The following is a 13,942-nucleotide window of genomic DNA, read 5'->3' on the forward strand; positions in this document are numbered from 1 at the left end:
GCCCGCCCCTTCTTTGGGGCATGGCACGTGGCTACAGAATGCGGAAGGCGGTGGAGGTGGACGTGACCGCACTCGTCCGGCTCCGCTCGCAGGCCGAGCTGGTACTGCGCGACCTGGACAGGCCAGTCATCAACGCCGCCCAGCGCGGCTTGGATCAGGCCCAGTTCCTCGTCCCTCGCGGCGGCGCGCCGGATGACCCGTTGAATCTGGCGGAGACGTCCTTCGTAAGCCTGCCGCACCACAACCTCTCCAAGCGACTGAGCACCACCGCCACCGCTGGCTACGAACACCCCCAGGCGGGTCCCATTCACGAGGGCTGGCACTGGGGTGTGCAGACCAAGACGCCACCTCCGCATTGGTTGCGCCGCGCCTTCAAACGCGGGGTGCGCTCGCTGCTCATCAAGGGCGTCTCCACTCAACTCATGAAGTCCCTGGCGAAGTTCTTTCCACCGAAGTGAGGCACCCACATGTCCGACTCTGTCATCAGTCACAAGGTCCCCATCCACGTCACGGCCGACGCCGTCACCGCGCTCTCCGACACGAACAAAATCGAGGCGGCCACTACGTTCTCTGTGACTGAGGAGGAGGAATTCGAGGAGCAGCGGTTCCTCAACTCCGAGGGCTACAGCGAGAAGACGATCGTCTGGTCCTCCCTCACCGGAGGCGCACTGGCTGGTACACGCCGCCCCGGCAGCGTCACGCAGGAGGTCATCGAGACGGCTCGCAAGAACAAGGAGCCCTTTTATATGCACGTCATCCTGGACCCCACCGCCGTCGCTGGAAGCCAGGGCTGGCGCTACAAGGCCTTTGTGCAGTCGTCTCCGAACAACTTCGAGGCGGGCACCCTGCTGAAATTCGAGTACGCGCTGGAGTTCAGCGGCCCGCCTGTAGCCATCTAATCCCTCTCGCCGTCTCACAACTTTCACTAGGGACTCACGCATATGCACAACGACGACCTGAATGGACCGCCGCGCATCTACAAGGAGGTCACCGTCACTATTGGAGACAAGGCTGTGCCGCTCGTCTTGCGGCGCGCCTCCAAGTCGCTGGTGGCGATGGCCTTTGCCGAGGCCAAGAAGGCGGGGGACGTGGATGCCAACAACAACCATGCCGGCGAGGACGGCGCCATGAGAGCTCTGGCGCGCATGGCGTCACTCGTCGTCTATCGCCCCGGCGCCGTCCGCCCCGCGTTCAACCGCCACTCCCAGGAGGACCTCGAGCGCATCATCGAGTCCGAGTGGCTGATGGAGCTGCAGGAGGACATCAATGGCGCCCTGGCCCCGGCGGGCGTCGCACTGGAGCGCATGAAGGGAAACTCCGAGGCGACCCCGACCGAGGCCTAGAGGTCCGGGTCGCCAGACTTCAGGGTTGGACGGAGCAGGAGACACGGGAGCAGTCCTTCGAGTGGATCCTGGCCATCGCGGCTGACCACCTGTTGGAGGCGGAGGGCGCGCCAAGCAACTCCCAGGACGGCACAGCACCCAGCCCAAGCCCCGGCGGGCCGGAGCGTAAGAGGGTCAAGCGCACCACCACGTACCACGCTGCATAGGCGGAGGGACGCAGCAAATGAGCGGCAACGGACCAGGCGGACTAAAGGTCGGCGATCTCTACGTCGCCGTGACCGCCGCCATCGGCGAGGCGGTGAAGAACCTCTCCGCCGTCGCCAAGGCGGTGGAGGAGACGGCGGACAAGATCGAAGGGGAGATGTCCAAGGCGTCTGCCGCCTTGGGTGACTTCTCAGACGGGCTTCTCGCCGTGTCTGCACTCGCCGCCGGTGCCTTCGCGGTGGCGAGCCAGACCTCGGAGCCAGCCCGGCAGGCGCTGGAGGACCTCAAGGGCGCGCTCATGACGCTCGGCAAGGAGGTTGGCTCCACCTTTACCCCCCTCGTACGGGAGATGACCGTCTGGGTGAAGACGGCCGTGGCCACCTGGCGCAACCTCACCGCCGAGCAGAAGGACAGCATAGTAACGTTCGTGAAGTACGCGGCCGTCATCGGCGTCGCGGGAAAGGCTCTCTCCAGCGCTCTCGTTTTCACGAAGAGCTTCGCCGAGGGCACCGTTGTCATCGCCCGCTTGGCCGGGCCCACCGCACAGGCCGTCAGCAAGGGATTCTCGACCATGTCCGCCTCGGCGGGACTGGCACTCGACAAGGTGTCGGCTCTCGGCAAGCGGCTCGGCGAGTTGGGCAAGTCCGACGTGGGTAAGACGTTCAAGGGTTTTGACGTCGGCAAGGTGACGAGCGGCGTCGACAAGCTGGTGTCCACCATCAAGGGGGCCGTCATCGCCATCCCCGCCGCGCTCGCAGTCGGCGCAGCGAAGTTCAAGGCCATGGCTGTGGCGGCAGGTCCGCTGCTGGCCACGGTCACAGCCATCGCCGTGGCGGTGGGTTCGCTCGTGGTGCTCGCTGCGGTGCTGCGCGACACGTGGGAACAGACTGGAGAGGGCATCAAGGCGTGGTTTGAGGAAATCACCACCGAAGCAATTGCCCTCGGCAGGACGATCTCCGGCTTCGTCGGGGAGATGTTCTCCTCGCTGACGGGCTTCCTGCGCAGGGGCGTGGAGGCAGCCTTCGAATTCATCGCCGCCCAGGTGCGATGGATCGCGAAGATGGCCGCGCCTGTGGCGAGGTGGGTCGGTGCTGACAAGGTGTCCGCCATGTTCGAGACCATGGCCAACACGTCCGGCAAGAAGATGCTCGAGTACCTCGACCAGGGCGTGACAAAGCTCTGGGATGCCGGGCGCGCGAAGGCCGAAGCGGGCATGGCTGAGGTCCAGGCCATCGCTGACCAGGCGGGTGCGGCCATCAAGAATGGGGCGAAGGCGGGCGCAGACATGCTCCTGACGACCAAGGAGTCTTTCGACAGGGGCATGGCGCTATTCAAGAAGGACCTCGGGTTCAGCCTCGACTTTAATCTGCCGAACCTTTCGCTCCCGGAGATTGGAGACCCCAACACCGTCCAGGGGACGAAGACGCTGGACGAGTTGAAGAAGGAGGCCGAGAACGCCGCCAGCTTTGCCAAGGACGCACTGGAGTCCGTGCTCGATGTGACTGGCGGACTCCTGGAGTTGGCTCTCAAGCAGAAGGCCCTCATGGAGAAGAGTCAGGAGTGGCTCGCCTCCAATGTCATGGGCCCCCAGTTCGAACTGCTCTTCCGCGAGAGCCTGTCGCCCGCAATCTCCGCCGCGAAGGACGCGCAGAAGGCCATCGTGGACCGGGCCAAGGCGCTGGCCCAGAGCATGCTCCAGGCTCGGGACGCCATCGTCCAGCAGACTATGAGCCGCACGGGCGAGCTCGGCGGTGTCATCAACTCGGGGGTCCAGGGTGCCCAAGCCGGCGGGGTGTGGGGCGCCGTCATCGCCGTGGCGCTGGACCTCCTCACGCGGTCCGAGCAGTTCAAGGCGATCATCGAGATGATCAACCACGTCATCCAGGTGGTGTCGGACGTGCTCGGTCGACTCGCGGGGCCACTGGTGCCGGTGGTGGCGGCCGTCCTCCGTGTCGTGGACGTGGTCATCAACGGGCTGGGCCCGGCGCTGGATGCGATGGGCAAGGCGGTGGCGCCTCTCGCCCCGATGATGATGCTGCTCGGCGACATGCTGGCGCCGCTCTTCCAGGTGCTCGGCCAGGCGCTGGAGGCCATCCAAACGCCGCTCAACAGCATCGCCGAGGAGGTGATGCCTGCCCTCTTCGAGGTACTCAAGATGGTGGGCCTCGTAGTCATGAGCATCATTCTCGGCATCCGAGAGGCATGGAACGGCATCATCTGGGAGATCCAAAACGTCTTCAGAAAGCTGTCTGAAATAGAGATTCTCGGCGTCCGTCCGCTCGAATTCCTGGCCGGGTGGGCGGATGGCCTCGAGGGCGCGACGTCGGACACCAGCGGGCTGCGGCAGGCCATCCAGAACCTCACCTCCACGACATATGAACAGGCGGCAGCGGCGGCAGAGCAAGCTGCGGCCGCCTATCAGGCCGCAAGCGCCGTGGACAAGATGACGGCGAGCCTCACCAACGCCCCCAGCTCCTGGAAGTACGCGCTCCAGAGTTTCGAGGCGCAGAACGCCCGGAGTGGGACCGTCACCATGCCCACCTCCCAGGCACCTGGCTCCAGCTCAAGCGCCACGCCGAGCTCGCCCGCTGCCCCTGCCCAGCCCTCGGCGCCGGCGGCTCCGCTCATCAACTCCGTCACCGTCGTCACCCAGGACGTCTACCATGGGCTCTCCGCGCTGGAGCGGAAGGTGGATGAGCTCGCCTACCGCAACCGCGGCTCGCGCGGGCGGATGTAGTACGGATACGAGGGGCCCTGATTATGGCGCTGCTCAAGCTCAACGGCGTGGAGGTAGAGGCAACGGACTCGGAGTGGCTGCCTGTCCGGCTCGGCGAGGTGGTGCGCTCGCTCAACGGGGTGCCGCGGTCGACGGCGAAGGTGAAGAAGGCGAACCTCCGCTACACCTCCTCTCTGCTCACCGTGCCGGCGGCGCAGCTACTGCGCTCGCTCATTGAGGGCGAGGGGCACGTGCTTGCCTTCGACTCGCACTCCTACACCAGCCGCGAGGTGGGGTACTTCGCGGCCCCCTTGAGCTTCACCATTGAGTCCGCCGGCGGGAAGTACGGCGGGCATCTGCGCCTTCCCACCTCCGGAACCATGTCTTGGAAGGTGCTCGACGCGACCGCTTCCAGCCCCTGGAGCGCCCTCCTCTGGCGTAGGGAGTCCTCCACGTGGCACCACTACGTGACGCGCTCGGATGGGGTGACATGGAGGGATGGGGTGCTCTCCCCGTCCACCGTGCCCACGCAGTTTGTTCGGCGCTCGGGCGGCACCGTGGAGGCGCTCGTGCTGGGGGACTTCACCGGCACTGGGTTGGGCGACTTCGACGACGCCGTGCTTCTGCCCTACCTGGTGCCGGACGCATGGGTGCCGAAGCTGTATGCGCTCCATAACGCCCGCGCCTGGCCCGCTCTCCCGTACGTGTTGGCTGAGGGCCCGCGTCTGGCTACCGCCGGGCAACTCTGCCTCGGCGAGGTGGGCAGCGCGAAGACGATGCCGCTGCGGGAGTCCGTGGCCGAGGTCTTCGACTTCACCCTCTACGAGGTGTGAGTGCGACGCTTCTCCAGCACATGGACAAAACGACGTGTGACCACCGTGAAGCGGTATTTGGCTGCGCTGGGTGCGTTCGTAGAGTGCGGTCGAAGTACCCGGAGTTTCCGCTTCAGACGTCTGGACGTGCAGCGCCCGGCCCAATCAGCGTGCCATGGGAGGTGGCTGATAAGGCTTGGGCTGGGTACTCGGCGCGCTATGGCCGGGGGCAGAGCGTCGAGCAGTTGGCTCAGCGCGGCGGATTCGGCTGGTGCGAGATGGACACCTTCTTCCCCGGTTGGCGTGAGGCCACTGACGAGTGGCGCAAGCTGCGAGAGGATCTCGCCGAAGCTCGCGCCACCATTGAGCGCCTGCGCGCCCCGCTGGAGTCCATCGAGGAGGCGCTGGTTCCGGTAGTTATCGAGGCACTCCGCCAGGTGCTCCGCGGTGAGCGCCCGTTCTCCGGGGCATGCGCCCCCTCAACGAGCAGCAGCAGCGTCTCCTGAAGCACCCCGCCGGCTACACCGTGCGCGGCCGCGTCCGCGTGCTGGGCCCGGACGACGCCTGGCACGATCTCACCAACCTCTTCGAGCGGGACTTCCTCGAGGGGGTGGACGTGGATGAGAGCCTCGACAGCCCCGTGGGACAGGCCACGGTGCGCGTCCTGCGCGAGGTGCGAGGCGTCTCACTGGCGCCGCTGATGACATCCTCCCGGGCCAACAACCTCGGCGTTGGCTATGCCCCCTTGCTGGACCCGCCCCGGCTCTTCCGGGTGGAGGTAGCCCTCGGCCCACCGCGCCAACTCGCCACCAGCCCCGAGTGGCTGCCCCTCTTCGCCGGCCGCATTGACAACGTGGACTCCGGTAATCCGGACGTCATCACCTTCGTCGGCCGGGACATGGGGGGCGTGCTGCAGGACGTCTGGACGGCCGAGGAGAAGACGTACGGCAGCGACGCCGGTGTGCCGTTGGAGACGGTATGCAACACCATCCTCACGGACGCGCAGCTCCCCGAGTTCGCCCTGTACACCCCCGAGGCCTCCACCCAGGCCTTGGGCAAGTACAAGCAGGACTATGAGCCGGTCATAAACGCCCTGACGAAGCTGGCGGCCGGGCGAGGCTGGGAGGTGCGGTGGAAGTTCCGGCCGGACACCGGCGACTGGGGGCTCTGGCTGTGGGGCCCCGACAGGGCGGCCACCACGCCCGTCTGGACGTACACCGCCAACGACTACGAGCACCTGGGCGAGCTCAGTGTTGGGCTCGAGGACATCCGCACCGTGGTGGAGGTGGTGTACCCGGACGCCTCGGACCTGGACACAGCCGGCCAGCCCAAGCGCAAGACAGAGCGCCGGGAGTCCGCCACCGCCCTGGCCCGCTACGGCTACCTCAACAGCGCAGGCACGCGCCTGCACCGCCTCATGCGGGTGGTGGAGGGTGCGGCCACCAACCTGCGCTCCGCCGCGGAGGCTGGGCGCTTGGCTGATGCGGGACTCGCGGACCTGTCCACCACGGACGTGGGCGCCTCGGTGGAGGTGTTACTGCACCCCGGCCTTGAGCTTGGGGACCTGGTCGCCCTTGCCGCCAATAGCGTCAACTTCTCCAGCGAACAGCGCCTCGCGGTGCGCCAGGTGACGCACCGCCTCTCCTCCACCTCGGGCCGGACGGCGCTACGGCTGCTCGGCAAGCCCGCCCTGGGCCCACGCGCGTGGCTGTCCATGGAGGCCCGGCCGGGGCTCAACCCCAGCTCCCCCTTCACCGGGCCTGCCGCTCCCTCCGGTCTGACGGTGACGAACTCGGTGACGGGCGCCGTCCTTCTCTTCACCGCCCCCAACCTCACATCCGGAGGCCCAGCCGCCGAGGAGTATGAGCTCCACGTCGGCACCTCGCCGGGGTTCACCCTCTCCAGTTCCACGCTCAAGGCGGTGAGCAGTTCCACGCGGTTCGACGTGACGGGGCTGGTAGCGGGCGTCCCGTACTACGCTCGGGTCCGGTCGAGGGACAGGCGCGGGAACGTCGGACCGGCCTCGGCGGAGGTGGCGCTTGCGCCGAGGTACGTCTCCCCTGGCGTTCTCCTGCCTAAGGTGACGGTCGGCAGTCTCCCCCTCAATGGCGAACTGGAGGCGCTCACCGACGCTGGCCAACCTCCGGATACGGTGACGTTGAGCGGAGGCATCTGGGGTAGCGACGTCACCACCTCCACAGATAGTTACGCTGGTGTTCGCTCCATCCTGTTCCCGGCTGGAATGGCTACGGCCACGCTGTACTGGCAGGTGTTCACCGTGCGAGAGGGTGAGCAGTGGGTATTCAGTACGTGGTTCAAACAGGGGACGGCGGGTGTTCGCTCCGGCACCCTGGGGGTGAACTGGCTGTCCAGCCTCTCCGGGGCCGTCGACTTCTCCAGTGAGGCGCTCGGCGGGGCGAGCACGCCCGCCAATAGTTGGCAGCGCGGTGCAGTCTCCGCGGCGGTGCCGGCGGGCGCGCGCTACGCGGAGGTACTCGTGGAGAAGTGGAGCGGATACGCGGGGGCACTCACCGTTGATTCCGTGGATGCGCTCCGCCAGCAGGCCTTTGAGCCCTGGCAGGACGTCACCTGGCAGAATGATTGGCTCCCGTACAACATCGCCGTTTTCGGGCTGGTGCGCTACCGGAAGAACGACGCGGGCGAGGTGTGGCTGAAAGGAACGGCGGGCGCGCCGAGTCCGGCCCCAGCTGCGAACAGCACCTTGTTTACCCTGCCCTCTGGCTACCGCCCCGGAGAGCGGCGCCTCTGGGCGACGTCCACTGGCACGGCGCTGGTGGACGTGGAGGTGCGGCCGGACGGCACGGTGCGCGTCCCATCCATCGCAGCTGGGGGACGGGTCCCCCTCGACATGGTGCGCTTCCAGGCGGACTTCTGAGCGTCAGGGGCTGCACTCCTGGCTCACCTCGTAGGCGTAGTCCATCTCCGAGAGCGCAAGTATACAGACGTGGTGCGGCGCAGTGACCGTCACCTCGCCTTGGTACTCGCGCATCTGGAGCCCACCGCCGGCAATGACCACTCCAAGAAACAGGCGAGCACCGCGAGGCCCGGCCATGGCATCGGGGACGTGGACTACGTCTCCCGGCAGCAGATAGTGCATCTCGTACACGTCGAGTGTGGCCTCCCTACCTCCTCCCGAGAGATAGAAGGCGGCCTCCCTCTGGGTGGTGTTCCGAAGAACGACGTCGACACTGCTCACGGCGACACCCGTGCCGCCGCACGCAATGCCCAGCACGGTTACCATCGCAAATACTCGGTACGCCATGGCATCTCCCGAAAGATGATTGCTTCACGGGAGAAGCGGTGGCCAGCAACGCACTACGGACTATCAGCATCACAAGTCGTCGACCTTCGCCTGGTCGTTCTTCTGAATCATCCTAGGCATCAGTCGGAGGCTAGCGTACTTGATGCTGATCTCGGGCGTGAGCTTCTTGGACTCGCACTCTAGACGTATTAGCGTCTCACCTGTTGTCCATTGCGTCTCGAGCGTCGCATACCCCAACCGGAGCGCCGTCGTAAGACCGTCCGGAGAATCGCCCAAGAACCCCTTACCCTCGCGCCAATTCACATTGTCGTGGCGCGGCGCCCCGTATTTCTGCGTGAGCAGCGTTTTCAACTCATTGTAGTCGTCAATATACTGCGCCACCGTCTGCCGCGTGGTTTGAAACACGATCGCGGCGAACGCCAAGCGATGCTCGCTGAAAGCGAACGCCGTCACAGACTTATGCCCGGCAGTTTCACCCTCGAAGTATAGACCCTGCTCAATGGGGAGGAGTTGTGGATAGGCTCGCTTCACCTCGTCCTCGCTCATGCCCCAGCGAACGTGCTGATATCCCTCTGGGCTTCGATACCCATTGGGAGGATTGGTAAATGCCGGGTTGTATGAGCCATCTGGAAGGAGCATGGGCGTCCCATCAGCCGCGACCGGACCTCTCGCGGCTACAGATGGAGGTGCTGTGCCCACAGCCCTTTCCTCGGTGGCTGGTTGCGCGTCCGGTTGTGCGGCGTCAGTACTTGCCGCAACCGCCCGATCTTCCTCCGCGCGAGCCTCAGCAGCCAAGCGTTCTTCTTCCGCTCGCCTCTGCGCGGCAAGCCTTTCCTCTTCACGTTGCTCGGCAGCCCTGCGTTCCTCCTCAGCACGAGCCTGGGCCGCCAGCCGTTCCTGGCGTTCCCTCTCCCGCTGCGCCGTCACCGTTGCCCACGCCCCTTGCGCTCTCTGGCACTCGGCTACCCGATGGTAGCCCACGCCTGCGGACGCGCCGAACGGTGCAGTGAGCAGTAGGAGCCCAGGAAGACCACCGCTCGCTGTCTTGCGATCGCCGGGGATGATCCCCACTGCCTGAGCCCCAACAAGTAGCGCCAAGCCAGCAAACACCCCGGCCACGACCGTATCGACCCGGGCCGGCCCAAGGTTGGTGCTGCACTGCGGTGCAGCCTCTGCCGTGTACCCATGTGGCAACGCCTTCGTTTTGAAGAAGGCGCAGCCCGACGAGTAGACGGACAACAGCAAGACACAGGTAATCCGGGGCGAGAGGAGACGATGGGTAGGGGCCTGTCGGAGCATGGCGCCGTGGACGCTACCCGCGCTCGGGCCAGCATCACAAGCCCGCGCACCTGGCACAGTCGACCGCCCAGCGCTTCCCGCCTCCCTGGGCCCCCCTGTCCTCGAGCAGCCGGAGAAGGCCCTTCCCGGCCTCGACCCGCGCGCCGCACTTGCACCTCCCCGCGCGCCGGTTGGGACGGTAGCGGACGGGTGCGGTGACGCACTGGGGCTCCACGTGGGAGGCGCCCTTCTCCGACTCGAAGTCGGCGTACTCCCCCTTGCGGATGAGTCCGCCACAGGCCCGGCAGGGGCCCGGCTTCTCGGTGATGATGGTGGGCATGGCGCCTCAGGCCGCCGCGTGGAGCTGCTCGTCCAGCGCGCTCCGGTTGGCCACCTCGGCGCAGAGGATGACGCCAGCGCCCGGGGGTCGGACATTCATCGCCGCCTGATCAAACACCTCGGTCGATGCGGAGGCGGGGGCAGAAAGGAAGGCGGCCGCCCAGCGAAACCCGCGCAGTCGGTTCGGGACCCTGGCGGAGAGGAACGTCATCGCGGCACCGCTCGGCCAGCGCACCTGCTGGTAGGCGGGATGCCACGTGGCCCCGTGCGGCGTGAGCATCTTCGCCACGGCGAACCCGGTGCACGTGGCGCTCTCCTGGGACGAGGCGATGAAGCCCAGCTTCACCTGGTCGTCCATCAACACCATACCCTGTGCCATGGCCACTACCTCTCGAAGCGTCATCTCTCGCGGTGCCGTCATGCTTCCCTCCCGTGCATGTACTCACGAAGGGTCGCCAGCCCCCGCGCCCGGGCCGCGAGGAGCTCCTCGGGGGTGCACTTCAGGCGGCGGGCGAGCTGGGCATCGGTGAGCGTCTCGCGGGTGAGGCCCATGGGAACGGCGACGGCCAGGCGCTCCAGCCGGGGAAGCTGCTTCAGCGCGGCCGCAGCGGCGACATGGAGGGCGCGCCGAGTCCTGCCCTCCTCGCCCTCGTCGGCGAGCTGCAGGGCTTCCAGCTCGCTGGCCCGGGTGGCGCCGAGGGTCAGCCCCAGGGTGGTGGCGTGGTCCGCCCCCTCCTTTCGCAGAGCATCCTCGTACGAGGACTCTCCGCGAGCCACGCGCCGGCGAGCGCGGCCGGCAAGCTTGCGCCCCCACTGGGTCGGGCCCACCAGCTTGGCCTCCTCGAGGACGTTGCCCAGGCGCTGGCGCACAGCCTTCTGGACGTAGGCAGGGTAGAGGGTGCGCCCCGGCCCAGCCCAGCCCGGGGTGAAGCGCTTCCACAGGCGTTGGGCGCGCAGCCGGGCCTCCTGCAGCAGGTCCTCCTTGTCCAGGTGGGTGCGCTCGTGGTGGGTGAAGGCGTGCTCCACCTCGGCCCGCAGGAAGGGCGTCAGCAACTCCAGCAGTCGGGCCTCGGCGTTCCGCTGTCGGAGTCCACCCTCCGCGGCGCCACGCACCTCGGCGAGGGCCGTCTCCATGGCCTCGGCCAGCTCCGGGGTGAGGATGCTCTCCCGGCCGGTGCGACGGAAGGGCAGCACCTGCTGCCGCAGGTCAGCGCCCGGCTGGGTGCGCCGGCGGAGGTGGGGGCGGCGGGCCCTCTCCTCACGCCGCGTCTGGTGGGTGGGCACCTCGGAGAGGAAGGGAAAGGGCTCTTGCACACCTGCGCGCGAGGGAGCTGCCGGTGCAGGTACTCCAGGACGTGCGTGTCCTCGACTCCTAGCGGAGACAGGTGGAGAAGAGATAGGGGCGGGCACCAAAGGGCGGGCTGCGCAAGCCATTCTCTACCCCTCCCAACGGGAGACCGTTGCGTCAACTATTGCGCCGGAGGCCCAGAGGCAAGGTTGGCCCGACCGTCTCCCTTGCACCGGAGCCCTACCCCGCGCAGCAGCGACGTCACGTGTTCCACCGTCAAGTCCAAGCGCTCTGCAATGACGTGCACAGACAGCTCTGGTTCGCCCTGGTAGAGGCGCACGGCGCGCGCTGCCTTCCAGCGGGCATACTCCTCGGGCGTCATCCCATACAGGGGCCGCTCGGGGCCGAGTTCCCGCTCGTCGCACGCGTCTACGGTGAGGTGTCGGGGACGACGAGGTGTCGTCTCTCCACGCTGACGCGCCAGTCTGTGGTTGCGCGCACAGGAGGCGCAGCGCCAGGGTATGCGGCCCTGTCGCTTCACCTCTACCACCGAACCGCATCCGCAGATGATGGTGGCCGGGCGTCGCATGTCTTGCATTCCGTTGCATCTCGTCATGACGTCCTCCCAGTCCTGAACGTGTTAGGGGTTGCGAGTTCCGAGAGAGAGCGCCGCTGCCCTGGACGCCGCTCAACTCGGACATCCATGGCAGTCCGTCGCACCTCGCCGCGGACGGCAGCGAGCGCCTCGTCAGGGGTAGTGACGATCGCCACCGGCAGTCCGGCCGCACGCAGGCGGGCATGCAGTTCCACCTGCGCGGACTTCATCCGGCCGCGCTTTGACTTCACCTCGAGGAGAACCACCTCCCCGTTGCGGACGCACAGCAAGTCCGGGAAGCCCTTGTCGGACAGCTTCTCTACCGTCCACCCGGCCAGCCTGAGGGCCTGCACCACGGCAGGCTCTGCGGCGTCGCGTTGAGCGGCCCACCTCATGGGCGTCTCCGAAGCGCCGCACCCAGTGAACTGGCGAAGCCGAGCAGCGCGGCGAGGGCGCCCCACGCGGAGAGCACCGCCGGCGCTTCCCCGCGCGTTCCGTTGAGGGCACAGGCGAGGAGGACGTGGGCGAGCAGGACGAGACAGGCCTGGAGGGGCGTCATGGGGTGGCCTCCTGCGAACTGCTCTCCGGGGCGTCGTACATGCAGCACGGAGGCGCCACGGCAGCTCCGCGGCAGTTCTCCCAGTGCGGCTTTCCGTGGGAGCACCGTGGCCACTCCGGGTGTTCCGTCCGCGTCTCCCCGCGCACGGGCATGGCGCCGTGCCGCCCGGCCGCGTCCACGTGCCTGCCATTGCCGCAGTCCTCGCACTTCACCCACAGCACCAGCCAGGCGCCCTGGGGCTCGTGCACGGGCGCATCCTGTCGGCGCTCGAGCGGCACGGGGGCCTCCGGGGACGGGGGTGCAGTTGTCGGCACGGGAAGCGTGGACAGCTCGCCGTCCACAGCGGCGGCCGGGGCGAGCGGCAGAGACTCCTGCGCGGCCCGGCGGGCGCTGGTGGATGCCGGCCGGCGCTTGCGGCCGGCGCTCATGACGCCCCCCTCGCCGCCAGCGACGCAGCAACAGCGTCCCAGGGCTCGACGAGCACGGGACGACGTCGTGCCACGCCGCTGATCGGGTCGCGTTCCTCCCGCTCGACGGTGGGGCGCTCGGCGTTGGCTGCCCAGCACTCCCTCCGGGCGAGCTCGCGCAGGGTGACGGCCTTGGTGCTGCCCTTCGCGTACTTGTCCAGGCTGCGCACGAGGGCGCGGCCGAAGCGCCTGGCAACTTCAGCGGGCACCTCGGAAATCGACACCCCGTCGGCCATGCAGAGCGAGAGCAGCGCGGTTGCCGCCCGCTCGTCCTGCACGACATCCCAGGCGTACGGGCGGCCCTCCATCACCTCGCGGTGCACCAGGTCCACGGCGGTCGGCACGTCCAGGGACGGAGGACTGGGTGCATCTGGTTTGTACGGCAGCTGCGGCGTGGGCGGCGCAACAACCCGTAGCATCCCAGCCCCCCCTGGGGGCTTGGGGGATCTTTCATCTGCGTCTGCGTCTGCGTCTGCGTCTTGGCATCGCCCGGCATCGGGGGGCAATGCTCCCGCATGCTCCCGCATGCTCACGCATGCCGGAGCATCGGTCGGCATTGCTCGACTCTTGCTCCAGCGTGCGTTGGCGGCATGCTTCGCCTGCGTCGACCGGCGGGTTGGGGACGAGACGAGAGCACCCTCGTACTTGGGAAGGTGCACGTAACGCACCGTGTCGCCGTCGCGTACCAGGAACCCGGTGAGGAGCAGGGCTGCCAGAAGGGCCGCCGGGTCTCCCTCCCAACCCACGGCCAGGGCCAGCAGCGCCGCCGGGTCCCCGGGTGGGAGGGTGCCAGACAGGTCCCCCTCGGGGGCCATCTCCACCGCCCACGCGTCCAGGGCCACTGCGAGGCCGATGCCCTGAAACTCGGGCACACGGAGAGCACGAGCCAGCATGCGCGCGCATGCCACGGTCTGCTGCGGCACTTGCAGAAAAGGAAGACGAGCCATGTCAGTGCCCCCCCACATCGTGTGGCATCACCCTACCCGTATCGTTACGGCCCACCAGGACGACACGGGTGCCCGGTCGGACTGGTGCCCTACTACGTGCCCTCGCTGCGA

General features: G+C 67.5%; 17 protein-coding genes. 7 read left to right on the top strand and 10 right to left on the bottom strand.

The window, feature by feature from the left end; all coding sequences use genetic code 11:
* The first annotated feature begins 62 nt into the window (after nt 1–62).
* The 7 genes from OV287_RS38185 (at nt 63) to OV287_RS38215 (ending at nt 7,971) form a co-directional block, all read left to right on the top strand.
* A complete protein-coding gene (locus tag OV287_RS38185) occupies nt 63–458 on the top strand; it encodes a hypothetical protein (protein WP_267538969.1) in 396 nt (131 codons plus the stop codon).
* Between the two features lie 9 nt (nt 459–467).
* Nucleotides 468–899: a phage tail tube protein gene (locus OV287_RS38190; RefSeq protein ID WP_267538970.1), complete on the top strand. Its 432-nt coding sequence runs from the start codon at nt 468–470 to the stop codon at nt 897–899.
* Between the two features lie 42 nt (nt 900–941).
* The gene (locus tag OV287_RS38195) at nt 942–1,343 is read left to right on the top strand and encodes a hypothetical protein (RefSeq protein ID WP_267538971.1); all 402 of its coding nucleotides are present in this window, start codon (nt 942–944) and stop codon (nt 1,341–1,343) included.
* A gap of 223 nt (nt 1,344–1,566) precedes the next feature.
* Nucleotides 1,567–4,284 (top strand): hypothetical protein, encoded by a 2,718-nt coding sequence (locus OV287_RS38200; RefSeq protein WP_267538972.1) that lies wholly within the window; start codon nt 1,567–1,569, stop codon nt 4,282–4,284.
* Between the two features lie 23 nt (nt 4,285–4,307).
* The gene (locus OV287_RS38205) at nt 4,308–5,096 is read left to right on the top strand and encodes a hypothetical protein (protein ID WP_267538973.1); all 789 of its coding nucleotides are present in this window, start codon (nt 4,308–4,310) and stop codon (nt 5,094–5,096) included.
* Between the two features lie 161 nt (nt 5,097–5,257).
* A complete protein-coding gene (locus OV287_RS38210) occupies nt 5,258–5,581 on the top strand; it encodes a hypothetical protein (RefSeq protein WP_267538974.1) in 324 nt (107 codons plus the stop codon).
* Nucleotides 5,545–7,971, top strand: a complete 2,427-nt coding sequence (locus OV287_RS38215) for a fibronectin type III domain-containing protein (protein ID WP_267538975.1) — start codon at nt 5,545–5,547, stop codon at nt 7,969–7,971. Before OV287_RS38210 ends, OV287_RS38215 begins: the two co-directional genes overlap by 37 nt.
* 3 nt (nt 7,972–7,974) lie before the next feature.
* On the opposite strand, the gene OV287_RS38220 is transcribed toward OV287_RS38215, so the two are convergent.
* The 10 genes from OV287_RS38220 to OV287_RS38265 all read right to left on the bottom strand — a co-directional run bounded on the left by OV287_RS38220 (nt 7,975) and on the right by OV287_RS38265 (nt 13,831).
* Nucleotides 7,975–8,358, bottom strand: a complete 384-nt coding sequence (locus tag OV287_RS38220; RefSeq protein WP_267538976.1) for a hypothetical protein — start codon at nt 8,356–8,358, stop codon at nt 7,975–7,977.
* 69 nt (nt 8,359–8,427) lie between these two features.
* Nucleotides 8,428–9,603, bottom strand: a complete 1,176-nt coding sequence (locus OV287_RS38225) for a hypothetical protein (protein ID WP_267538977.1) — start codon at nt 9,601–9,603, stop codon at nt 8,428–8,430.
* A gap of 88 nt (nt 9,604–9,691) precedes the next feature.
* Nucleotides 9,692–9,976, bottom strand: a complete 285-nt coding sequence (locus OV287_RS38230) for a hypothetical protein (protein ID WP_267538978.1) — start codon at nt 9,974–9,976, stop codon at nt 9,692–9,694.
* Between the two features lie 6 nt (nt 9,977–9,982).
* Nucleotides 9,983–10,396, bottom strand: a complete 414-nt coding sequence (locus OV287_RS38235; protein WP_267538979.1) for a hypothetical protein — start codon at nt 10,394–10,396, stop codon at nt 9,983–9,985.
* A complete protein-coding gene (locus OV287_RS38240) occupies nt 10,393–11,289 on the bottom strand; it encodes a hypothetical protein (protein WP_267538980.1) in 897 nt (298 codons plus the stop codon). The genes OV287_RS38235 and OV287_RS38240 overlap by 4 nt, the downstream gene beginning before the upstream one ends.
* A 155-nt stretch (nt 11,290–11,444) precedes the next feature.
* Nucleotides 11,445–11,861, bottom strand: coding sequence for a hypothetical protein (locus OV287_RS38245; RefSeq protein WP_267538981.1), 417 nt, complete (start codon nt 11,859–11,861; stop codon nt 11,445–11,447).
* A gap of 14 nt (nt 11,862–11,875) precedes the next feature.
* On the bottom strand, nt 11,876–12,253 hold the full coding sequence (locus OV287_RS38250) for a VRR-NUC domain-containing protein (protein WP_267538982.1): 378 nt from the start codon (nt 12,251–12,253) through the stop codon (nt 11,876–11,878).
* Entirely contained in the window at nt 12,250–12,417 is a 168-nt protein-coding gene (locus tag OV287_RS38255) for a hypothetical protein (RefSeq protein WP_267538983.1), read from the bottom strand. The genes OV287_RS38250 and OV287_RS38255 overlap by 4 nt, the downstream gene beginning before the upstream one ends.
* Complete coding sequence (locus tag OV287_RS38260; RefSeq protein ID WP_267538984.1) at nt 12,414–12,845, bottom strand: hypothetical protein; 432 nt, start codon at nt 12,843–12,845, stop codon at nt 12,414–12,416. Before OV287_RS38260 ends, OV287_RS38255 begins: the two co-directional genes overlap by 4 nt.
* Nucleotides 12,842–13,831: a hypothetical protein gene (locus OV287_RS38265; protein WP_267538985.1), complete on the bottom strand. Its 990-nt coding sequence runs from the start codon at nt 13,829–13,831 to the stop codon at nt 12,842–12,844. The genes OV287_RS38260 and OV287_RS38265 overlap by 4 nt, the downstream gene beginning before the upstream one ends.
* Between the last annotated feature and the right edge of the window lie 111 nt (nt 13,832–13,942).

The organism is Archangium lansingense, assembly GCF_026626635.1.
GTDB lineage: Bacteria > Myxococcota > Myxococcia > Myxococcales > Myxococcaceae > Archangium > Archangium lansingense.